Origin of the sequence: Trinickia fusca, assembly GCF_003628145.1 — a bacterium.
GTDB lineage: Bacteria > Pseudomonadota > Gammaproteobacteria > Burkholderiales > Burkholderiaceae > Trinickia > Trinickia fusca.
The window spans coordinates 46340-68463 of sequence record NZ_RBZV01000014.1 but is presented as its reverse complement, the minus strand read 5'-3'; the positions used below and the strand labels follow the sequence as shown (position 1 = coordinate 68463).

Sequence of the window (22124 nt, the reverse complement as noted above, 5' to 3'; positions counted from 1 at the left end):
GCCTCTCGGCAGAAGAGATGGATGTGAAAATGTATACGACGTATACTAATGCATATCGTATATTAATTGAAACGACTTGCGCTATGAACACCCCCTCCACCGAAGTGGGACGTCGAGCACGCAAGCGCCTGCAAATGCTGGAGCATTTGGCCAACACGGCTGCGCGCTTGTTCGAGTCCCAGGGCTACGAATCTGTAACGATGGAGCAGGTCGCCGAGGAGGCCGACGTCGCCAAGCGGACGCTTTACAACCACTTCCCGACCAAAGAGGCTGCGCTCGCGTATTGGCTAGATGCCGAGTTGGAGCGCGACCTCGCCCACCTGCAAGACGATGTGGCGAAGTGCAAGACCTTCCGTTCGCGGGTCACGTGCGTGCTGGATGCGTCGGCTGATTGGTGTGAGAAGCACCCTACCTACCTGGCGGCCTATCTCCGGCATCGGCTTCTGAGCGTTGGGGGCTCAGGGGGCGATGAAGGCAGGTCAGACGGGAGCGACATCGCGCTCGCGTGGCAGCATCTGATCGCGGCCGGCCAGCTGGCGGGTGAGTTGAGCAAGGCGTTTCCGGCAGATCAGCTCGCCACTTGGTTCCACCACCTCTACCTTGGAGCGTTACTGCGCTGGCTGAACGTGCCGGGGCTAGCCCTCAAGAAGGAATTTCAGGCCATCACCAAGCTGTTTGTCGAGGGGGCCGGGGCGAAAGTGAAGGTGCCGAGATCGCGACAGTAGGCGATACCGGAATAGCGTCGGGGAGACGCGAGAGACAGCCGCCTCCGCGATCTTGGTGATAATTTTCTGCGATCGTTTAGTTATACGTATCTTTTATCCATCTGCTTGGACAGTGGCGGCAATACGCTTCCTACTTTGTCCAGAGGACAGCGTGAGTGGACGAGCTGACAGTATGCGAGTCATTCCCGTCGCCGACTACTTGGCCACTGCCGTTGATCCCGAGGGCTTCGCTGTATGTTCCACCGGGCAGTGTGCCAAGGTCAGTCATCACTCCATCTGAAAATAAAAACGCGTGACTATATCCGCTAGCGCTCTCGGATACGCCGACTATGTCGCCTCTCTCGTTAATCCCATAGGCGGCGCTGAAGCTGCCACCCGGAAGCGTGCCAAGGTCGGTCATCTGCCCTTGTTGATACAAAAAAGCGTGCTGGGCACCGCTCGCGGTGTCCGCTAAGCCGACCACTTGCCCTTTATTGTTGGTCGCAAAAGCTTGGCTATAGGTGCCACCGGGGAGCGTACCAAGATCTGACATCACCCCGTTTTCATTTGAAAAGGCGTGGTTGGTCAAGGGAGGCCCAGCCACAATGGTCGACAGACCGACCACTTGGCCACGATTGTTGATCCCCGTGGCGTCGCTGTTGTTGCCTCCGGGAAGCGTGCCGAGGTCGGCCATCACGCCGTTGTCGAACAGAAAGGCGTGTTGGCCACCACCAGCGGGATCGGCGGAGCCTACCACCTGGCCGCGATTGTTGATCGCGGTAGCCTGGCTGTAGGTGCCACCAGGGAGCGTACCGAGGTCGGTCATCACTCCTTGGTCATAAAAGAAAGCGTGGCCAGGCCCGACAGTATTGGTCCTCGAAAAACCGACTACTTGGCCGCGCTCATTGATTGCCAGCGCCTCACTGTAGTTGCCTCCAGGGAGTGCGCCAAGATCGGTCATGACGCCTTTTTCAAACAAGAACGCATGAAATATTCTGTTGTGAGGCGGACTAAAGGGAATGACTCCGGCCGCAGGGGCCGAATAGCTCGAATAGCCGACCACTTGCCCGCGGCTATTGATGCCGGTAGCAAAACTATCGCGGCCCCCCGGCAGCGTGCCGAGGTCATTGATGGTCAAACTCTGGCCGATAGCGGGCTGGGATGCGGCGGCGGCCAATACGGCGAAAACCGTCAGGGCGCGGACAGCGGCGATGCCCTTGCCGATGTTCTTGAACAAGCCAAGGCGAACCGCGAAGCGTGAGCGCACAGTCATTTTGTTAGCTCCTTCACAGAGAGTGGCTAAAACCAGAGAAGCTGGGAAGCGAGCAACATGCCAAGACCGTCGGTGGCTGGGCGGACGGGGCGCGGTTGATGACGGGAACCCCTTTGCCCTGCGAAAAACGCGGATTTCGTTTCAGGGGGAAAACATTTCATGGGGTCGACTGGCTTGGTCGACGCCGCGGCCCGCCGCCAGGAACACGCGAGGGCTTCTGCAAGCCATGTCTGAGCTGGGTGTCGCACTCCGGATTGGTCGCCGCGACGTTAGCGAATCACAAATACGTTTCAGCGATGAAAGCGCCCGTTCGCCAGCCTGACGTCGAGCCATGATGCACTGCTTCTACCAAGTCGAGCTCGGGGCCTTCAACTATCGGTGCTATTGTCTGCTAGCATCTAGCATCATTTCTTTTTTGCATTATTTGAATAATCAAGAAACACATCACTTAGCACTATACCTGCAATAACTGAGGCGAAAATTCTCCATGCGTCGGGCAAGTCGAGCCTTCCTAATATCGTATGCATCGCGACCCCCAGCAGAAAGATCAGAACTATTTTTGCAATAGCATGACTTAGATTGAAATTCATTACCCACTCCCACGTCGTTCACCCGGCGCAATGAAGTTCATTCTCACATCGCCCCCCCCAGTCCGCCCCGCCAACACGTCACCCAAATCAATCCCAGCCCTCTGCAGAAGCCAGTCCGAGATCAGACAATACGACACCGAAAGCGGCGTTGGCATGCTCAGCTCCCCCGCGTCCAGCCCCGCCACGATCTGTCGAGGCGTGAACCAGCGCACATCCTCCAGTTCCTGATCGCGCGGCTCCATCTCCCGACTCAGCGCAACAGCGGAAAAGCCCAGCATCAGCGACGCAGGCATCGGCCAAGGCTGAGACGAGTGATAGAAAACAGCACCGACCTGCACCCCCGTCTCTTCCGCCACCTCCCGGCGCACCGCCGACTCCAGCGTTTCGCCGGGATCGACGAATCCCGCAATCAGCGAATAGCGCCCCGGCGTCCAATTCGCGTGGCGTCCGAGCAGGCACGCCCCCTCGTGTTCGACGAGCACGATGATCGCCGGGTCCGTGCGCGCGTAATGCGGTTGCGCACATTCAGGCGCAGTGCACTGAAGCAGATGGCCCGCATGCCGGCGCTCGACGCGAGCCCCACAGCGGCTGCAAAAGCGCGTGCTCTGCTGCCAATGAAAGAGCCCTTTCGCATACGCGAAGAGGCCGGCGTCGAGCGTTGGCAGGCTCAAGCCCTCCTCACGCAGATCGACGGCCCGCGCTGCCAGGCGTTCCTGAACCACCTGCTCAAGCGCGTCGACCCGCAGCGCGAAATAGGCGTGGCCCTCGGCCTCGCCGAGAAAACTTGCATTTGCATCGCGTGGCAGCAACGCATCGCGCGCTTGCGTATCGAGCCGCAGCAGCCGCAATCCATCCGGCGTCAGACAGGTATAGGCACGCAGGTCCGCATCAAGGACGATATAGCGCGCCGCGGGCGAGGCGGCGATCGCGACAAGCCACGCGTCGTCATCGCGCCGCTCGGAATAGCGATTCAAGCCGACGCCGATTCCGGCAAGCGGATTCGTACCAGTGGCGATCACCGGCGTGGTGTCGCGGCTTTCAGTTGGCGTGTCAGCGTCAGTAAGCATTTGGGAGACGAAGAGGCATTGAACTTCTCGGGCCATGCGATCCTGTCTTGACAGACCCGCACATCGATCCATCTCGACGTTCGACAAGGGCGAGACCGCACGGCGATAGACTTCGGATGCCGAACGATGAATTTAGTCCGGACTGTCGAGACCAATATCGACGGCCGGTGCTGCCTGCGTGATGCGGCTCGTCGAGATGTAATCCACACCGGTTTCCGCGATCGCGCGAATCGTATCGAGACGTATCCCTCCCGATGCCTCGAGTTTCGCGCGCCCTGCCGTCATCCTGACCGCTTCAGTCATATCCGCTATCGACATGTTGTCGAGCATGATGACGTCTGCGCCCGCCTCGAGCGCATCGCCGACCTGATCGAGCCGATCGCATTCGACCTCGATCTTCGTCAACACGGGCGTCATCGCGCGCGCACGGGCCACGGCTGCCTTGATGCTGCCGCACACGGCGATATGGTTGTCCTTGATCATGACGCCGCTGTCGAGGCCGAGCCGATGGTTCAACGCCCCGCCGCACGTAACAGCGTGCTTTTCGAGCATGCGCATGCCCGGCGTGGTCTTGCGGCTGTCGAGCAGCTTGACGCCCGTCCCTTCGATCTTCGCGACATATCGTGCGGTCTCTGTCGCGATGCCCGACAAGCGCTGCACGATGTTCAACGCCGTGCGCTCCGCGGTCAGCACGCTGCGCGCGCAGCCACTCACGCTGAGCAGCCGCGTACCAGCGGCGACGCGCGTGCCGTCTCGCACATGCGTCTTCACATCGAGCGTCCGGTCGTAGCGTCCGAAGATGCTCGCGGCCACGTCGATGCCCGCGACGACGAGCTCCTCGCGCGCATTCATATAAAACTCGGCCGTCTGATCGGGATCGAGCATCGATTGGGCGGTCAGATCGCCGTGCCCGATGTCCTCGGCGAGCCAAAGGTCGATCGTTCGTTCGATGCTCCAGGAATCGTACATAGTGTTCTCCTCCAGCTAACTGATACGTTGAAATGGATGGGTTCGGCCCACGCGCGGCACGGCTCAGGTCTGCGTCGACACCAGCGCGGGCGCCACGGCTTGTGGCTCGGGCGGAAAGAGCGGTCGATCCGGGCGCAGGAACAACCACAGCAACGTCCCGCAAGCGGCTGCGACCGCATTGAGCGCAAGCGCTGCCGACCAAGCCCCCGTCATCCGTACGGCGAGCGCCATCGTCACCGGCCCCGCAACGTTCGCTGCCGCCCCCCACAGGTTGGTCCAGCCCGACATGACACCCGCGTGCTCACCACCGAGATCCTGCGCGGTGGACCACACCGTCACTTGGACGAAGCCCACGGCCGCGAACGACAGGCACAACCATGCAACGGCGCCCGGTGCGGATGTCGCGCGCGCCGCGGCAAACATGCCGAGCGCGCCGAGCACGAACCCGGCCATCGCCACAGGCACACGCGCGAACCAGAGCGAGCGGGTCCGTCGATGAATGCGATCGCAAACGACGCCCGCCACATAGACGGCTATGACAACGGCGACCCACGGCAACGATGCCTGGATGCCCATCGCCTGCAACGACAACCCGCGTGCTTTCATCAGGTACGTCGGCAGCCAGGTCGTGTAGAAGCTCTGAATCAGCACGAGCAGGAAATACTGGATGCCGAATACCCAGAAGCGTGGCGCGCGAAAAAACTTCATCCATTGCGCGCGCTGAGTGACCTGCCCCAGCTCGCGCCCTGCCGCAATGTACTCGGCCTCGGCACGCGAGATCCGCGGATGACGCTCCGGCTCGTCACGATAGCCATACCACCACGCGAGCCCCAACAAGAGCCCGATCCCGCTGTAAACGCCGAACAGTACCCGCCAGCCGGCCCGCTCGATGATCCACGCCGACAGCGGCGCGGAGACGATCGGTCCAAGATACAGGCCGGCCAGGAGCAGCCCATTGCTGGTCGCACGCTCGCGGCGCGGAAACCAGCGCTTGAGCGCAACGACGCCGCTCGACCAGTCCGCCGACTGCGCAGCGCCCAGCAGCGCGCGGCACCCGAGCAGCCAACCGAAGGAAGCGCGCAGCGGCGTTGCGGCCATGACGACCGACCAGGCGACCGACGTGATGAACAGCACCTTGCGCGGTCCGATCCGTTCGGCTGCGCGGCCTGCCGGCACTTGTCCCAAAGCGTAGGCCCAGAAGTAGATCGTCAGGATCAGGGACATGTCGACGAGCGAGAGCCCGAGCTCCTTCTGCACGATGGGCGCGGCGACGCTCATCGCCGCCCGGTCGAGCGTCATCACGGTCGTCATCGGCGCGATCAAGAAGGCGACGATTCGCCAGCGCAGCGTTCCTATGGCCCGTCTCATGCTCTCCCCTGTCGCTCGGCACGCATGCCGAGACTTCGACTTATTTCTGCCTAAGCCGGCAGCACGAGATCGGTCGATTGGATGCGCTTGACGCCAGCTTTCCGCATATCGGTCCACGCTTGGGCGAGCGAGCCGTTCAGATCGACAGCACGCGTCGCATCCTCGATCACATAGACATCGAAGCCGGCCGCGCGCGCATCGATCGCCGTGTTCGCGACGCAGAAGTCGGTCGCCAGGCCCACGACGAACACGTCGCGAATGCCATGCACGTTCAGGTAGGCCGCGAGCCCCGTCGACGTACGGCGGTCGGCTTCCATGAAAGCGGAGTAACTGTCGACTTCACGGTGGTAGCCCTTGCGAACGATGAGTTCGGCCTGCGGGAGATCGAGGTCAGTGCGCAATGCCGCATCGGTCGTGCCCTGGATGCAATGGTCCGGCCACAGCACCTGCTTGCCATAGGAGAGCTGCACGCTTTCGAAAGGCTTCTTACCCGGATGCGACGACGCGAACGAAGCATGGCCGCGCGGATGCCAGTCCTGCGTCATCACGACGTTCTCGAACGCTTTGCCTACGCGGTTGATGATGGGCACCACCTCTTCGCCGTCCTTGATCGCGAGCGTGCCGCCCGCAGTGAAGCAGTTCTGCACGTCCACCACGATCAATACGCTGTCCCTGCCTGGCTTGATCGGCCGGTGCTCTCCCGCGAGCACCGGCCGCGTGACGGTCTGCGCGAGCATCGCGAGCCCGCCCATTCCCGCGGCTTGGAGGAAAAATCGTCGCTGCATGTGTGCTCCTTTCGACATCGAAGATCCAGGAATCGGGACGACGAGGCAGACGCGGTGGCTACATGGACAGATAGGTGCGCTGCACGCTCGTGTCGGCGGCGAGCTCGGCCATCGACGCGTGATGACGGATGTGTCCGCTGTCCATCACGTATGCGCGGTCGCTGACTTCGGCGGCAAACGGCAGGTTTTGCTCGGACAGGAGGATCGCGAGCCCTTCGCGCTTGAGCTCGACGATCGTCTGAGCGAGTTGCTCGACGATGAGCGGCGCCACGCCCTCGGACGGCTCGTCGAGCAGCACGAGATAGGGATTGCCCATCAGCGTGCGCGCGATCGTCAGCATCTGCTGCTCCCCGCCGCTCATCTCTGAGCCGCGCCGGCTGCGCATGGCCCCGAGGTTCGGAAACAATTCGTAGAGCCGAGCGGGCGTCCAGGGGCGCAGGCCATCGCGAGGCGGCTGACGGCCGACCTCGAGGTTTTCCTCGACGGTCAGGTCCGTGAAAATCCGTCGATCCTCGGGCACGAACCCAAGCCCGAGCCGCGCGATCCGGTATGAATCGAGACGCCCGATGTCGTGCCCGCGAAAACGGCTGTGCGCACTCGAGCGGTCCGCGAGACCGATGAGCGCTTTCATCGTCGTCGACTTGCCCGCGCCGTTGCGCCCCATGAGCGCCACCACCTCGCCGCGTGCGACCGTCAGGCTCATACCGAACAGAATCTGTGCGCGGCCGTAAAAGGCGTCGAGCTTCGCGACGTCGAGCAGCGTCTCGCTCATGCGATCGCTCCTCTGCGGACACGAACCCGAACACAAGCGCTGACGTCCTGGCACTTCATAAGCTCTCCAACGGCACGTTGCTCGGCGTGCCCGTGCCCGCGCTCATGCACGGCTGCGCAAGCCTACCGAAATACGCGGCCCGCACGGCCTCATCGTTGCGGATCGTCGCGCTATCGCCCTCGGCGATCAGCTTGCCGCGCGCGAGCACGATCATGCGATCGGCGAACTCGAACACGATGTCCATGCTGTGCTCGGTGAACAGCACCGCCAGCCCGTCTTCGCGCACCAAGCGCTTGGTCATCGCCATCATCGCGTGACGCTCGGCCGGCGCCATGCCGGCCGTCGGCTCGTCCATCAAGAGCAGCTTCGGCCGGTTTGCCAACGCCATGGCAAGCTCGACGCGCTTGACGTCGCCGTACGAGAGCGTGCCGCAGAGCCGCCCTGCCTCGCCGGCCATGCCGACACGCTCGAGCAACGCGAGCGCCTCGCGTCGGTAAAAGCCCGCCGCGGGTGCCCAGAAGCGGAACAACCGCTTGCCGAACGAGAGCAACGCCATCTGCACGTTTTCGAGGACGGTCATAGAGCCGAACGTCGCGGACACCTGAAACGTGCGGCCGACTCCCAGGCGCCAGATGTCGCGCGGCCGTATGCCGGCGATCTCGTGGCCATCGAAGCGGACCGAACCGCGCGCGGGGCGCAGTTGTCCGTTGATGACGTTGAAACAGGTGGACTTGCCCGCGCCGTTCGGTCCGAGCAGCGCGAGCAGCTGTCCTGCGTGCAGCTCGAACGAGACATCGTCGACGGCCGTCACACTGCCGAACGCCATCGTGATGTTTTTCACCGAGAGGAGACTCATCGCGCCTCCCGAGCCGGCGTGCCATCGCTTGCGAAGAAGCGTGAGCGGAGCCGGCCGAGCACCCTGCCGGCCGTGCCGACGAGGCCGTCGGGAAACACGATCACGATGAGCAGGATGATGGCGCCGAGCAGCGCGTGCCAATAGCCGCCCGCGCGCGCGACCGTGTCGTAGAGCCACGTGAAGACCGCCGCGCCGGCGACCGGCCCCATCAACGTCTGCAAGCCTCCGAGCATTACCATGACGAGGCCGTCGACCGATTTGCCGACACCGATCGCCTCCGGCGAAATCCCGCCCTTCGAAAAGACGAACAACGCGCCGGCGAGCCCGCACCACGCGCCCGCTGCGCCGAATGCGAGCCAGCGGACACGCACGACGTCGATGCCGAGCGCTTCCGCGCGCAGCGCCGAATCACGGCATGCGCGCAAGGCGAGCCCGAACGGCGAGAACAACATGCGCCGCAGGACGATGATGCCTGCCGCGCAGACGGCTAACGCAAGCCAGTAATAGGCGGATGGCGTCGCGAGCCACGGCGCGGGCCACACGCCGATCAGGCCGTTGCTGCCGCCCAATGTGTCCCATTGAGACACGGCTGCCCAGATCAACTGTACGAGCGCGAGCGTGAGCATCGCCAGATAAGCGCCCGACAGACGCACGCAAAAGTAGCCGAAGAACAGCGCGAATACGCCGCCGATCACGGGCGCGGATACGAGTGCGAGCTCCATCGGCAAGTTGAACCGTGTCGCGAGCAGCGCGGCGCCGTAGCCGCCGATCCCGAAGTACGCAGCATGGCCAAACGTCTGGATGTTGCCCGGCCCCAAGATGAAATGCAGGCTCGCAGCGAAAAGCGCGGCCACCATCATGTCGACGAGGAGCACGCTCGCATACGGATAAGCCGATTGCGTGGCGGGTGCGCAGGCCAGGAGCGCGAGTGCGCCGAACGCGGCCATGCGCGCCTTGGTGCCCCAGGGCTCCAGCGGCTCGGCGGACGCCGGAACACGCTGCGCGGGCACCTGCCCTTTGCCGAGGAGCCCAGTCGGCCGAGCAATCAGCACGCACGCCATCGTCAGAAATTCCAGCACCAGGGTGAGCTTCGCGAGCGGCAAATCGAAGCCGGCTATCGCGACATGACCGATGCCGATGCACAGGACTTTCAGCTCGGCGATCAGCAGCGCGGCGAGATAAGTCCCGGCGATGGATCCGATCCCGCCCATGACGACGACAACGAACGCATCGCCGATCGTCTCGAGATCGAGACCGAGCGTCGCCGGTGCGCGGGGTAGCTGCAATGCGCCGGCGAGCCCCGCGAGAAAGCAGCCGAAGGCAAACACGCCCGTGAAGAGCCATGCCTGATTGATGCCGAGCGCTCCGGCCATCTCGCGGTCATGCGTGGCGGCTCGCACGAGGATGCCGGCGCGCGTTTTGTTGACGGCCCACCAGAGTGCACCGAGTACGACGGGAGCAATGAGGATCAGTACGAGGTCGTATTGCGGGATGCGCCCACCCAGCAATGGAATCGAGCCGCCCAGGCCGGGGGCACGCGGGCCGAACAGATCCTCGGGACCCCATGCGTAAAGCACGGCGTCCTTGACGATCAGCACGAGTGCAAACGTCGCGAGGAACTGGAACAGCTCGGGCGCGCGATAGATGCGCCGCAGAACGGCGATCTCGAACACGCCCGCAACGAGCGCCGCTACGACGCCGGCCAGCAGCATGGACGCCCAGAACCCGAGCGTACCGCCGATCCGCCCCGCGAGCGTGTAGGCCACGTAGAGGCCCAGCATATAGAACGAGCCATGCGCGAAGTTGACGATGCGGCTCACCCCGAACACGAGCGAGAGGCCGACCGCCATCAGGAACAGCGTCGATGCGTCGGCGAGCCCGTTGAGCAGCTGCAGCAGCAGGCTCGAGAGGCTCATGGCGAGCCTCCACGCGAAACGCGCGCGGCGCGCTCAATCGGCATGGCGCAGCTTCTTGACTTCGGCATCGCTCGGCTGCACGGCAGCACCGTCGACATAGGCAAAGCTCGTCATCACGGGTTTGCCGTCCTTGACGCCCGTGCGGCCGACATAGGCGCCCATCGTCGACTGATGATCCTGCGGCCGGTAGCGGATCGATCCCATCGGCGTGACGAGGGACAGGTCGCTGAACGCGGCGATCACCTTGTCCGTGTCCGTGCTGCCGGCCTTCTTCAGGGCCGTCGCGATCGACATCATCGCCGAATAACCGACGACGGACCCCATACGCGGCGTGTCGCCGTAGCGTTTGCGATACTCGTCGACGAACTTCTTGTTCTCCGGCGTCGTCACCGAATACCACGGGTAGCCGGTCACGATCCAGTTGGCGGGTACTTCGGCTTGCAGCGGGTTCAGGTACTCGGGCTCGCCCGTCAGCATCGAGACGACTTCACGCCCTTCGAAGAGCCCCCGCGTATTGCCCTCGCGCACGAACTTGACGAGATCGGTCGCGAACAGCGCGTTGAAGATCGCGTCGGGCTTCGCATCGGCGAGTGCCTGCGTCACCGCGCCCGCGTCGATCTTGCCGAGCGGCGGCGCCTGCTCCGTGACGAACTCCACGTCGGGTTGCGCCGCCTTCATGAGCCGCTTGAACGTCGCGGCCGACGACTGTCCATATTCGTAGTTCGGGTACACGATCGCCCAGTGCTTCTTCTTCAGCTTGACCGCTTCATTGACGAGCATCGAGACCAGCATGTAAGTAGACGGGCGCAGACGGTACGTATAGCGGTTGCCATCCTCCCAGACGATCTTGTCCGTCAACGGCTCGGCGGCCAGGAAGAACACCTTGCGCTGCTTGGCGTAATCGGTCAGCGCGAGCCCGGTATTCGAAAGGAAGCTGCCGAACAGCAGCGAGACGCGCTCGCGCGTCACGAGCTCTTCGGCCACGCGTACGGAGTCGCTGGGATTGCCACCGTCGTCGCGCGACACGACTTCGAGCTTCTTGCCGAGCACACCGCCGGACGCATTGATGTCGTCGAGCGCCATCTGCCAGCCTTGCTTGTACGGTTCGAGGAACGCGGGCTGCGCCTTGTAGCTGTTGATTTCCCCGATCTTGATCGTGCTTTGCGCGAATGCGCCGCACGCAAGTGCGAGACCGGCCAGCAACACGGCTGCCTTCGAGGTACGCAAGAAATTGGTCATGATGTGTGACACCGCCTGCTGATGGAGGGTTGACTACGATGTTTCCGAGGAGTTGAACGACCGCATGAATGAACGCGCGGCTCACGCAGAGGGCAGTGGCGCGTCGGCGAGGTTCACGTAGACCTCGTCGCCGTCCACCTTGACCGGATAGGCCCGCAGATCGCGCGTGAGCGGAGCGCAGAGCGCCTTGCCGGTACGGATGTCGAAGCGCCCTTGGTGAAGCGGGCACTCGATCTCGTCGTCCAGCAGAAAGCCGTCGCAAAGCCGGGCGTTACCGTGTGTGCAAAGGTTGTCCGTCGCGAACACGCCGTCGTCGAGACGATAGACGGCGATGTCCCTGTCCCCCGCCTGAATCGCCACGACGTCGTTGCTCGGAAGCTCGGAGAGCGACGCAATACGCGTCCAAACGGTGTCGAGAAACGTGCTCATATGGGGTAAATCAAGGAATTGGGAATCAGCTCGCTATCGAACATGCAAATGCGCGACTCGAAGCGCAAGCCTTGCGGTGTCTTGCGGATCCGATCGAAATAACGCCCCGTATTGTAGACCTCGCTCAACTGATTGCTCTTCGTCTTCAGCACGACATAATTGGCTTCCACTTCCCACACGTCGCCGTTCGTGTTGCGCACGAGCGGGTTGTCGACGATGTGCCGCTGGTAATGCGGATCGAAGAAGAACGTCTCCTTGACGCTGTAGACCCGGTCCTTCAGCATCCCCTTGCTCTCGAGATGAAGCAGCGCGAGCGGCAGGCCCTGCTCGTGATTCTCGCGCGGCATGATCTTGTAGGTGCAGTCGTCGACGAAGAGCTCCGGCCAGCGCTCCCACTCGCCCGAGTCGAGCGCGTAACTGTAGTTCGCGTAGAGCTGAACGAGCGCGTAATAGTCGTTGATTTCCATCATGCTCAAGCCTCCATCACCCGGCGCCAGTAGTCGTACATCCCGCGCATGAGCGTCTCGCTCACGATGTGGTCGGTGTGCAGGTCGATTTCGCGTCCGCCCAACTCGGTCAGCGTCTTGCCGTACGGGTTCGATGCAAAGCTCTCCTGCACGCACTCGACGACTTCGCCGTCGTCCGCCGATACGTAGCCCGCCGGCCCCATCAGATTCGCTTGACGCAGGCGCCGCTCGGTCATCGCGGCATCGTCGGATTCTAGGCCGAAGTAAGTCCAGACGTAGTCGAACACGCCGGGCGACACGGGGCGAATGCGCCGCGTCACGAGCGAATTGACGTTCTGCTGAATGATCACGCTCGGCATCAGCGTCAGCATCACGACGGTCGGTTCGCCCCACCACGGCTCGTCCTGGACGTCGAGCAGGCGGTTGTCGTTGAGCTCCATCTGGTTCTTGAAGCTCGTGATGCCGACGGTCGCTTGACCTTTGCCGCCTTCGCTGCGCTTGCCCACCATCGCGCCGTGGCGATGATGCTTGTCCATGATGAGTTCGGACTTGTTGTCCGCCCGCCAAAGCCCGAAATTGACGAACCAGGTATGGAGCAGGCCGCCGTGGTACGGGTCCTTGATGTTCTCCTGGATCAGCTTCCAGTTGCCGGGAATGCGCTGACGCTGGTATCCGAGCAGCGTGAGTTTCGGTCCATGAAACAGGCGGTCGAAGTATTTGAGGATCTCGGGCCCGAGAAAGTCTTCGAGGGGCTCGACATCGTGATCGAAGCTCGCGAACACGACGCCACCGCGCGTCGCGACTTTCAATTTGACGAGGCCGTGATCCTCGCGTCGGAAATCGGCGGGCATCCCGCCGTTGACGCGGCCGTCCTGCTTCATGCCGCGCAGAAACGGCACGCCTTGCAGATCACCCTTCAGGCTGTAGCTCCACTGGTGGTATGGGCAGCGGAACTCGGTCGCATTGCCGGTATTCTTGCGGCAAAAACGCATGCCACGGTGGGAACAGACATTTTCGACCACGCTGACGCTGCCATCCTCCGTCCGCGTCATGATGACCTGACGCTCACCGATCTCGGTCAGGCGAAAATCGCCGGGATTGGGAATCTCCGCTTCGAGCCCGATGTAGCACCAGTGCTTGGCGTAGAAGAATCGTTCGAGCTCGCGGCGGTAAAGCTCCTCGTCGGTATAGATCGAGAACGGTGTCCGCGTGACCCCGTCAGGCAGCAGATTGGAATGCGTGGAAGACATCGAAAGCTCCTCAATCCGGTGAACGTCCGCATCTCCATGTCGTGCCGCGGAAAGCCTGACGAAATCCGGGATCACTGTTTTGCAGCTACGAAAGCCTGATCGGCTACAGCGGTGCAATAGACGGAACGATCAATCCATCATGCACGCAAGGAAGTCCCATGATATTTCACTGCCGGCAGTTTGAATTGCAATTTGATGAATTCGATGTGCCGTTCATGGGAGCATCGGGTAATGCATTTTTGTTATTACATCGCGCGCCATAATACCAGTCACTCATTGTGCGTCAAGTGAATTTGTGGCATCGCCCTCCGCGATTCTCGGAGGATAATTGACATTAAAACTGTAAACCTGCGAAAAATAGTAGTTTCAATAACGGCGAGGTCCCGTAGTCAGAATTTGCAATTGAAAATTAAATTGCGGACTTGACCGCCGTCATCGATCCCTGAATGCCGGCCACGGAGGATCGCAGGCCAATCGAGCCGCCGCCGCGCGGAGCAGCCGCAGTGCGACAACCGTCGCGCCGAGCACGACCAACGCGCTGACCAGAAACACCCCCACGAGCCCAGACGCAGCCGCCACGAGCCCCAGCGCAGGGTTCGCAATGCCTAGCGCCCATCTACGGTGCACTTCAGTTTTGCTATGTAAATGTAGCTATGCTAATATAGGCAAATGGATCACGATACCCTATTCCATTTGGCCTCCCGTCTTCGGGGGCAGGTCTCCGCACTAACCCGTCGGCTCCGACGGGAGATGCAGGTCGACTCCGTTCAGTTCTCGCAGCTAACGGTGCTGGGCGCGATCGACCAGCTCGGGGGAGACGTCACCCCTTCCGAGCTCGCCGCGGCCGAGCGGATGCGCTCGTCGAACGTTGCTGCCCTGCTGCGCACGCTTGAGGAACAGGGCTATATCAAACGCCACGCCGATCCCGAGGACGGCCGCAAAACTCGCGTTCGCCTCACGGAAAAAGGCAAGCGCATCCTTTACGGGAACCGAGCGAAACGCGAGGAATGGCTCGCGCATGCCATGCAGTCCTGCCTTACCGCTGAAGAGCGTGAGGTCCTGGCTGCCGCTGTCCCGTTGCTCGAACGCCTGGCGCGATACACCGATGCGCCCGCGTCCACTTCAACCCTATCCACCAGGAGATCCTCACGATGAAAACCGCGCTTATCGGACTCGACTACATGGTCGACATCATGCATCCCAGCGGCAAGATTGCGCGTTCGGCTGCGCATGCCGAAGAAAAAGGGGTGATTGCCAAGTTCAACCACGCGTTGTCGATCGCACAAGAAAAGGACTGGTTGCGCATTCTCGTTAAAGTTGGCTTCGAGCCCGGCTATGCCGACTTGCCTGCGCATTCGCCTATCTTCAGTCGTGCGAAGGAGTTCGGCGTGCTGGACCTCAGCGGACCTGGTGGTGAATTCCATCCGGATCTCGATGCGCACGCCGCGCAAGCTGTCGTCATCAAGCCGCGCGTCAGCGCCTTTTACGCGACACGCCTCGAAGCGTTCCTGCGTGCAAACCGCATCGAGCGAGTCATCCTCGCGGGTGTCAGTACCGCCTGGGCAGTACAAGCTGCAGCTCGCGACGCGCATGATCGTGACTACACCGTGGTCGTACTCGAGGATGCGTGTGCCGCTTCCAGCGAAGAGGAACACCAGCGTTCGATCGACACGTTGCGCGGCATCGCACGCATCGCGACGATCGGCGAGCTCGCGGCGCTTTGATCCGATCGGAGTAAAACCATGACCCGCGCGGCGGCCGTCTGCTTTCTTCGGAATGCTTTCGATGTCAGCTCGCTCCTGCGTGCGCTGGCGGTGTGCACTGCGCCCGTCGTGCTGTACGGTTTGACGCGCGATACAGACTGGCTGCTTGCCACGCTGATGACGACCTCGTTGCTCATCGGGATCGAGCAAGTTGGCCTTGCCCCGCTCGGCGTGCTTGCGCAAGCGGCTGCGATCGGCACCGGCTTTTTGCTGCTGTCATTCGCGAAGAGCGCCCCGCCCGCATTCGTGGCGGGCTGTGCGGCGCTTGCAGCCGTGGCCGTCGCACTCTCGCTCGCGGGCACCCGCCTGCGCTCGCTCGGAAACTTCGTCTTCATTCCCTCGCTATACCTTGCCTGCGAGACGGGTGATGCACACGTCGGCGTGTGGCAGTTGATTCCCTATCTCGGCGCGGCCGCACTGCCGCCTCTTGCGCTCTCGTGTGCTGGCATCCCGCTTGCGCGGCCGGCCCCACAACGCGTCCGGGCGCTCATGAGTTGGCGTCTGCCGCGTGATCTAGGCCCTTGCGCGAGCCGCTCCGATGCGACCACCGCTATCGCCGCGGTCACGCTTGCTGTCGCATCGGCTGCGGCGCTCGTCGAATGGCGCGCACTCGCGCAAGGACAATGGGTGATATGGTCGGCAGCCAGCGTCGTCACGGGCAACGCCGCGATGGCTGGCTCGAAGCTACGGGACCGCGGGCTCGGCGCCTTCATCGGCGTGGCAATAGGGCTCGTCTTGGGCTTGCTGCTTCCGCACGGCACGCTCGTCTACGCATTGCTGGCATTGGTCTCCACCCTGACCCTCGTCGCGTTCCGCCAATACCTGCCGGGATTTGCCGCGCGTTGCGCCTGCATCGCGTGCGCGTCATGGCTCGCGCACCAATCGGCCATCGTCGCGACGGAACGCGTCGTCAACGTACTGCTAGGCGGATTGATCGGCGTGGCGTTCGTTGTCGCCACGAATTGGATCGCCAAGTACCGGGTTGGTGAGAACAATTGATGGACGTGCTGCCGAATCGATCTCTGCCGAATCCGACGGCACGTCTCCGCCTCAGGCCGTGGGTGTCTGCGGACAGGCTACCGTTTGGGGAAATGAACGCGGACAAGCGCGTGATGGAGTATTTCCCCGCCACATTGAGCAGCGCCGAGAGCGACGCCTTGGTCGATCGCATCTGTGCGCATCATGAAAAGCATGGCTTTGGCTTATGGGCTGTCGAACTGCGCGCCACGTCGACCTTCATCGGCTTCACGGGCCTTGCCATTCCACAATGGGATGCGCCTTTCGCTCCTTGTGTCGAGGTCGGTTGGCGTCTTGCCGCGCAATACTGGGGGCAAGGTTACGCAACCGAGGCTGCAAGGGCGGCACTAGCCTTTGGCTTCGACGAATTGGCGCTCGAAGAGATCGTGTCTTTTACGGCCGCCGTCAACGATCGCTCGCAGCGAGTCATGCAACGGCTCGGCATGGGGTATTGCAAGAAGGAGGACTTCGATCACCCCGCGCTGGCCGGCTCGCATCCGTTGGCAAGACACGTCCTGTATCGGCTCTCGCGTGAGACGTGGGAGAAGCGGCGTCGGTGATGCCCGCTGCTGTCCACTCAATTAGCACTTATTGGGGCTAAGACCAAGCATCGAGTCAACCGATCAACTCAGCACGAACGGCCTCGAGAAACGCTGCGCGCTCAGCAGCCGAAGTGACCCGAAACCGTTCGAACTCGCCGCCGCGGCGCACATCTGCGAAGAGCCCTGTCGTGTCGTCGTGAAAGTGAAGAAAGGATTTCGAGCGCCGATAGAAAACGCCGCGCGTTCGCTCTTTCAAATCAGGCAGCGTTCGAATGGCCGACAGCAGGTCTTCCAGTCGATCCAGGGCTGCTCCGTTAGCGTGTTTCATCTGCGTACCCAAACAAACAAGTCGAACGAACGTCACACCTGGTTTGGCTAGTGACCCACATAACGGCTCACCAGCTCGTCAATGCGCTTGCCGCCGACTGCGCGCAATGCGACAAGCAGATCGTTCGGCAGCGTACCGTCGGGGTTGGACCTCAAACGGGGGACGAAATCGTCGAGTGACTTCTTGCCGCCACTCACCTCCTGCAGCGCGCGGTCGAGCTCGGCGAAGAACGTTGCTCCTTGCTGGTAGAACAACGGATAGACCGACTGGTCCCCACCAGCGTAGCGCCGCATAAGCTCCACGAGACCGGCGGTCACCGGCCGTTGAGGATCCACGAACAGCTTCCATATCTTGGCCTTGTCGTCAGCCCGCACATGACTTCTTTGCATGGTTTTCAATCCGTAGTAGTGCGCAAGCCCTTCGCCGAACCATGTGCTGCCGCCGTCGCTATGGTGCAGCGCTGCCAGCTGGTGGAACTGCTCATGCGCCAGTATGGCTCGGAAAAAAACGTCTTGCTCAAAGGTATCGGGTGTGTCGGAGCTCGTCCCGAGCGCGTAGTCGACGAGCAGACTGCGCGCGCCGCCGGCACCATTGCCTTGGGTGGCATTGCCGACGAACACGACGCCCAATTCGTCTGCGAACGGCCCGGTTGCGGACGAAGGGAAGAGCCGATGCAGCACAGCCAGCGCTTCGGCATGGGCATCGATCAAGCCGCGCTGCGTGACGCGCGCCAGGTCATCTGCGGCATAGCGCACTCGCACACCGCATACGGTGCGCGTCGTTTCCTGCACTCCACCAAGGGCATAGAATTCAGGGGCATCGTCGCTCGACGGCACATAGCGGACACGATCGGGCTGCCCTGGCGTCTTGATCGTCAGCGTCGATGCCGCGCCGTCGCCGGCGATCCTCAGCAAAGCCGTTTGATCGGTGATCAGCCACCAGCGCGCAAAGGCCACACTACGCTGCGCCGCCGCATCGACGGGTGGCGCGGCAAAGTCCACCTCCCACTCGACGCGGCGACACGCCGCCGGAATGGTCCAGCGCCCCGGCTCCGCCAGCACTAGTTGCTGCGAACCGCAGCGAGGTGCCTTGACCTGTGACGATAGTCCGAACTGCGCGGCACGCGTTTCCACCACGTTACCGTGATGAGCCGGAAGTTCCAGCTCGAAGCGCGGCGGTAAGCGGGATTCGGGGTCGACCGTCACTGTGTATTCGGCATGCGCACTCGCCGCTAACCACATGGCGATACCGGGCACCAATCTTCGTACCGAAAGCATTCACATTTACTCAAAAATATAACTATATTAATATAGCAAAATGATCAATGACGATACCGTTGCTCGGTATCGCGCGCATCGCCTCGATCGACGAGCTAGCAGCGCTTTGATCCGATCGGGGGTAAGACCATGACGCGTGAGGCAGTTGGCCGCTTTTTTCGGAACACTTTCCACCTCCGCTCGCTCTATCTCGCCTGCGAAACGGCAGACGCGCATCTCTGCGCGTGGCGTTCGTCCTCGCCACGAGTTGGATCGCCAAATGCCGCATCGCGGCGTCATAAGCCAAACCCGACGCATAGCCAAACTTGGCGTTGTCCGAAATTACTTTGTCAAAAGACAGGTTTGACAAACATCTAGATAATTAGGGATACGAAAGTTCAATTGAAAATCGAGGGGGGCGTACGTGGGTATCCAGAATCTGAGAGCGTCACTGGAGAGTCGCCAAATCGGCATCTACTTCGGCTTCGTCGTAACGGCGGCCTTTGCCGCGATGCTCATCCCCGGCACGACCGCGCTTGAAATCAGCGTGAATCCAGCCCTTGCACTCATGTTGTTCGCAACGTTTCTGCAAGTTCCGCTCGCGGATCTAGCGCAAGCCTTCTCAAGGGGCCGGTTCCTTGCCGCCCTGTTCGCGGCGAACTTCGTCGTCGTGCCGCTTCTCGTCGCGGGCCTCGTCCAGTTCCTGCCGGCTGATTCGATGGTGCGGCTCGGCGTGCTCCTGGTTCTGCTCGCACCGTGCATCGACTATGTGGTGACTTTCGCTCATCTCGGCCGTGCCGACGCCCGCCTGTTGCTGGCGGCGACGCCTCCCCTTCTGATCCTGCAAATGCTCTTGCTGCCGGCCTATCTCAAGTTGTTTCTCGGAGAGCGTGCCGTCGGGTTGGTCCAGCACGGACCGTTCGTTCATGCTTTCGTGTGGCTGATCGCCGTTCCGCTCGCGCTTGCGGCCGTGGTACAACTCTGGGCGGCGCGGCACCGCGCCGGTGCGCGGGTAACCGCCGTGCTGGGTCTATTGCCCGTGCCGGCGACAGCCGTGGTCCTGTTCGTGGTCATCGCGTCGGTGGCGCCCCGGCTTGCGCCGGCGATCAATTCGGTCTGGCGGGTCGTGCCGATCTATGTCGCCTTTGCCATTCTCGCCCCGTTGATCGGTTGGTCGGTCGCCCGGCTGTTCCGTCTCGATGCTCCGGCCGGGCGGTCGGTCGCATTCAGCGCTTCGACTCGAAACTCGCTCGTGGTGTTACCGCTCGCCTTTGCTGTACCAGGTGCTGTTCCGGTGTTGCCGGCGATCATCGTGACACAGACGCTTGTCGAGCTGGTAAGCGAGTTGGTCTACGTGCGCGTTGTTCCGAGGTGGGGGGAGCACAAGTCCGTTACCGCATCGCAGATGCGGTAATCAGTGGGCCACCGGTGTCGGCCTCGGCTCGAGCCCCGCTACCGTCACCGACAATCCTGGCCCCTCGCCGCGGTTACGCAATGTGAGCCGCGCACGATGCCGCTGCGCGATCCGTGAGGCGATCGCCAGGCCCAGGCCGCTACCCTGCCCTTGCGTCTCCATGCCCCGATAGAAACGATCACAGACCCGTACCAATTCGTCATCGGGGATACCCGGGCCGTTGTCGCGCACCTCGAAGCCGATCGCGCCGGCCTCGCGCCGCAGAATCACGTCGACACGCCCCCCACGCGGCGTGTAGCGAATCGCGTTGTCGACGAGGTTGTTCAGCAGCACCGTCAGTGCATGCGGTTCGCCGCGCACTTCGAACAGGTCCACCTCAGGCAGCAGCGACTCGCATTCGAGGCCGAGATCGATCTCCTTGTCCTCGGCCAACAACGAAAAATCCCCGACGGTCTGCTCGGCGAGCCGCCGCAGGCTGACGCTCTCCATCGTTCCGCTCGACTGCGCATCCTCGCGCGCCAGCGCAAGCAGCTGCTGCACGAGGCGAATGATGCGGTTGAGCCGCTCTTCGATGCGTGCGAGCGTTTGCCCTTCGCCTTTGAGCGAGCCGTCGCGCTCGGCCGCTTGCAGTTGCAGCTTCAGCGCCGCGAGCGGCGAGCGCAGCTCGTGGGCGGCATCGGCCACGAACGTGCGTTGCGCTTGCGACGCTGCGTTCAGGCGCGCCAGCAAATCGTTGAGCGCGTGCAAGAGCGGCTGGATCTCGACCGGCACCGCCCCGTCGAACCACAGCGGTTCGAGCGCATCGAGCGACCGCGTGGCCAACGCGCGCGACAACCCGCCGACCGGCGCAAGCGCCCGCGCGACGACGACGAGCACGAGCACGACCGTCGCAGACAGCAGCAATGCCAGCGGCCACAGCGTACGTAGCGCCAGCCTGGCTGCCAGCGCTTCGCGCACCGAGACGGGCTGCGCGACCTGAATGAACCGCTGCGATTGTTGAAGGCCAAATACGCGCCAATGTTTCTCGTGGCGCTCGATCGTGCGAATGCCCGCTGGCAGACGATCGAGTATTGGGTTCGGTTCGGAGCGGTAGACGAGCTGTCCGGCCTGGTCCCAGATCTCGATGGCAATGAGGTCTTCGCCGATGTCGGTGAAGTCGGGGCTCGTCGCAAGCGCGCCGGCCGCGGAGGAAAGGTTTGCCGGCAGCGAGAGCGCCACCGCGCGCAGCTCGTAATCGAACAGTTCGCTCGCCTCTTCGCGTGCCATGTGGTAGATGCCGTACCCGGCGACGGCCGAGGCAACGGCAAACCCGCAGATGAGCCAGCCCAACAGCCAGCGCTTGATCGACCTCATTCGATGCGTCTCAGCCGATAGCCGACACCGCGGACCGTGACGATCTCTTGCGCGCCGATCTTGCGCCGCAAGCTGTGCACGTGGACTTCGAGCGCGTTACTGCCGACTTCCTCGCCCCATCCATACAGCTTCTCTTCGAGCTCGGCCTTCGTGAACACGCGCGTCGGCGCTTCGATCAGCGCGCGCAGCAGCGTGAACTCGCGTGGCACGAGCACGACAGGCTCACCGTCTTTCGTGACTTCGTGCGCGGCCGGATCGAGTGTCAGACCGCCATGGGCGTACACCGGTTGCTTTTGTCCCGTTCGCCGGCGCAGCAGCGCGCGCACTCGCGCGGCGAGCTCATCGAGGTCGAACGGTTTGACGAGGTAATCGTCGGCACCCGTATCGAGGCCGCGGATACGCTCGTCGACGGCGTCGCGTGCCGTAAGAATGATCACGGGCGCCTCACCGCCCGCCTCGCGGTAGGCGTGCAGCACATCGATACCGTCCTTTTTCGGCAAACCGAGGTCGAGCAGCACGAGGTCGTACACGCCGTTGTCGAGCGACAGCTCGGCACTGCGGCCATCCTGCGCCCAATCGACGGCATAGCCTTCGCGTCGCATGGCATCGACCACCGGCTCGGCAATCATCCGATCGTCTTCGACCAACAGCACACGCATGTTCGTTCCTCCGTTTTGCTCGCTCGCCAGCCCGTCAGCTTCGCTTGCCATAGCTTAACGCTGCCTTAAGCCGCGTCTTTGCATATCGACATTATGATGGCTCGGAT

Annotated in this window: 23 protein-coding genes; 6 read left to right on the top strand and 17 right to left on the bottom strand. The window is 62.5% G+C overall.

From position 1 onward, the window contains the following. Positions 1 to 83 precede the first annotated feature (83 nt). Positions 84 to 725, top strand: coding sequence for a TetR/AcrR family transcriptional regulator (locus D7S89_RS23355; protein ID WP_121281244.1), 642 nt, complete (start codon positions 84 to 86; stop codon positions 723 to 725). Positions 726 to 855: 130 nt separating this feature from the next. On the opposite strand, the gene D7S89_RS23350 is transcribed toward D7S89_RS23355, so the two are convergent. The 13 genes from D7S89_RS23350 to D7S89_RS23295 all read right to left on the bottom strand — a co-directional run bounded on the left by D7S89_RS23350 (position 856) and on the right by D7S89_RS23295 (position 13685). Then, complete coding sequence (locus tag D7S89_RS23350; RefSeq protein ID WP_245983188.1) at positions 856 to 1941, bottom strand: DUF3466 family protein; 1086 nt, start codon at positions 1939 to 1941, stop codon at positions 856 to 858. 440 nt (positions 1942 to 2381) lie between these two features. Continuing rightward, positions 2382 to 2567 carry a hypothetical protein gene (locus tag D7S89_RS27265; protein ID WP_147426750.1) on the bottom strand — a complete coding sequence of 62 codons (186 nt, stop codon included), beginning with the start codon at positions 2565 to 2567 and terminating at the stop codon, positions 2382 to 2384. Beyond that, positions 2567 to 3721: an NAD(+) diphosphatase gene (gene nudC, locus D7S89_RS23345; protein ID WP_220702199.1), complete on the bottom strand. Its 1155-nt coding sequence runs from the start codon at positions 3719 to 3721 to the stop codon at positions 2567 to 2569. Before nudC ends, D7S89_RS27265 begins: the two co-directional genes overlap by 1 nt. 45 nt (positions 3722 to 3766) lie before the next feature. Further along, complete coding sequence (gene nadC / locus D7S89_RS23340; RefSeq protein WP_121281242.1) at positions 3767 to 4603, bottom strand: carboxylating nicotinate-nucleotide diphosphorylase; 837 nt, start codon at positions 4601 to 4603, stop codon at positions 3767 to 3769. A 63-nt stretch (positions 4604 to 4666) separates the two neighbouring features. Beyond that, the gene (locus tag D7S89_RS23335; protein WP_121281241.1) at positions 4667 to 5971 is read right to left on the bottom strand and encodes an MFS transporter; all 1305 of its coding nucleotides are present in this window, start codon (positions 5969 to 5971) and stop codon (positions 4667 to 4669) included. Positions 5972 to 6021: 50 nt separating this feature from the next. Beyond that, positions 6022 to 6756 (bottom strand): bifunctional nicotinamidase/pyrazinamidase, encoded by a 735-nt coding sequence (pncA, locus tag D7S89_RS23330; protein ID WP_183085329.1) that lies wholly within the window; start codon positions 6754 to 6756, stop codon positions 6022 to 6024. A gap of 58 nt (positions 6757 to 6814) precedes the next feature. Next, positions 6815 to 7528, bottom strand: coding sequence for an ABC transporter ATP-binding protein (locus D7S89_RS23325; protein ID WP_121281239.1), 714 nt, complete (start codon positions 7526 to 7528; stop codon positions 6815 to 6817). A 55-nt stretch (positions 7529 to 7583) separates the two neighbouring features. Continuing rightward, on the bottom strand, positions 7584 to 8384 hold the full coding sequence (locus tag D7S89_RS23320; RefSeq protein ID WP_121281238.1) for an ABC transporter ATP-binding protein: 801 nt from the start codon (positions 8382 to 8384) through the stop codon (positions 7584 to 7586). Then, positions 8381 to 10300, bottom strand: coding sequence for an ABC transporter permease (locus D7S89_RS23315; RefSeq protein ID WP_121281237.1), 1920 nt, complete (start codon positions 10298 to 10300; stop codon positions 8381 to 8383). The genes D7S89_RS23320 and D7S89_RS23315 overlap by 4 nt, the downstream gene beginning before the upstream one ends. A gap of 33 nt (positions 10301 to 10333) precedes the next feature. Further along, a complete protein-coding gene (locus D7S89_RS23310; protein ID WP_121281298.1) occupies positions 10334 to 11539 on the bottom strand; it encodes an ABC transporter substrate-binding protein in 1206 nt (401 codons plus the stop codon). Positions 11540 to 11620: 81 nt separating this feature from the next. Beyond that, entirely contained in the window at positions 11621 to 11968 is a 348-nt protein-coding gene (locus D7S89_RS23305; RefSeq protein WP_121281236.1) for a non-heme iron oxygenase ferredoxin subunit, read from the bottom strand. Next, positions 11965 to 12435, bottom strand: coding sequence for an aromatic-ring-hydroxylating dioxygenase subunit beta (locus D7S89_RS23300; RefSeq protein ID WP_121281297.1), 471 nt, complete (start codon positions 12433 to 12435; stop codon positions 11965 to 11967). Before D7S89_RS23300 ends, D7S89_RS23305 begins: the two co-directional genes overlap by 4 nt. A gap of 5 nt (positions 12436 to 12440) precedes the next feature. Beyond that, on the bottom strand, positions 12441 to 13685 hold the full coding sequence (locus tag D7S89_RS23295; protein WP_121281235.1) for a Rieske 2Fe-2S domain-containing protein: 1245 nt from the start codon (positions 13683 to 13685) through the stop codon (positions 12441 to 12443). Between the two features lie 669 nt (positions 13686 to 14354). Between D7S89_RS23295 and D7S89_RS23290 the strand changes: the two genes are divergently transcribed. Genes D7S89_RS23290 through D7S89_RS23275 form a run of 4 tightly spaced genes read left to right on the top strand, consistent with a single transcriptional unit; the run spans position 14355 to position 17025 of the window. Beyond that, the gene (locus D7S89_RS23290) at positions 14355 to 14840 is read left to right on the top strand and encodes a MarR family winged helix-turn-helix transcriptional regulator (RefSeq protein ID WP_121281234.1); all 486 of its coding nucleotides are present in this window, start codon (positions 14355 to 14357) and stop codon (positions 14838 to 14840) included. Next, positions 14837 to 15409 (top strand): cysteine hydrolase family protein, encoded by a 573-nt coding sequence (locus D7S89_RS23285; RefSeq protein ID WP_121281233.1) that lies wholly within the window; start codon positions 14837 to 14839, stop codon positions 15407 to 15409. The genes D7S89_RS23290 and D7S89_RS23285 overlap by 4 nt, the downstream gene beginning before the upstream one ends. 18 nt (positions 15410 to 15427) lie before the next feature. Next, entirely contained in the window at positions 15428 to 16447 is a 1020-nt protein-coding gene (locus D7S89_RS23280) for an FUSC family protein (protein ID WP_121281232.1), read from the top strand. Next, positions 16447 to 17025, top strand: coding sequence for a GNAT family N-acetyltransferase (locus D7S89_RS23275; RefSeq protein WP_121281231.1), 579 nt, complete (start codon positions 16447 to 16449; stop codon positions 17023 to 17025). Before D7S89_RS23280 ends, D7S89_RS23275 begins: the two co-directional genes overlap by 1 nt. Before the next feature lie 55 nt (positions 17026 to 17080). Here the strand turns inward: D7S89_RS23275 and D7S89_RS23270 are convergent, their stop codons facing one another. Together D7S89_RS23270 and D7S89_RS23265 are read right to left on the bottom strand one after the other, a co-directional pair. Next, a complete protein-coding gene (locus D7S89_RS23270; protein WP_121281230.1) occupies positions 17081 to 17335 on the bottom strand; it encodes a hypothetical protein in 255 nt (84 codons plus the stop codon). A 47-nt stretch (positions 17336 to 17382) separates the two neighbouring features. Continuing rightward, entirely contained in the window at positions 17383 to 18612 is a 1230-nt protein-coding gene (locus D7S89_RS23265; protein ID WP_147426749.1) for a hypothetical protein, read from the bottom strand. Positions 18613 to 19021: 409 nt separating this feature from the next. Between D7S89_RS23265 and D7S89_RS23260 the strand changes: the two genes are divergently transcribed. Next, positions 19022 to 20005: an arsenic resistance protein gene (locus D7S89_RS23260; RefSeq protein WP_121281296.1), complete on the top strand. Its 984-nt coding sequence runs from the start codon at positions 19022 to 19024 to the stop codon at positions 20003 to 20005. Here D7S89_RS23260 and D7S89_RS23255 read toward each other — a convergent pair whose 3' ends face one another. Continuing rightward, on the bottom strand, positions 20006 to 21358 hold the full coding sequence (locus D7S89_RS23255) for a sensor histidine kinase (RefSeq protein WP_121281228.1): 1353 nt from the start codon (positions 21356 to 21358) through the stop codon (positions 20006 to 20008). Beyond that, positions 21355 to 22017 (bottom strand): response regulator, encoded by a 663-nt coding sequence (locus tag D7S89_RS23250; protein WP_121281295.1) that lies wholly within the window; start codon positions 22015 to 22017, stop codon positions 21355 to 21357. The genes D7S89_RS23255 and D7S89_RS23250 overlap by 4 nt, the downstream gene beginning before the upstream one ends. Positions 22018 to 22124 lie beyond the last annotated feature (107 nt).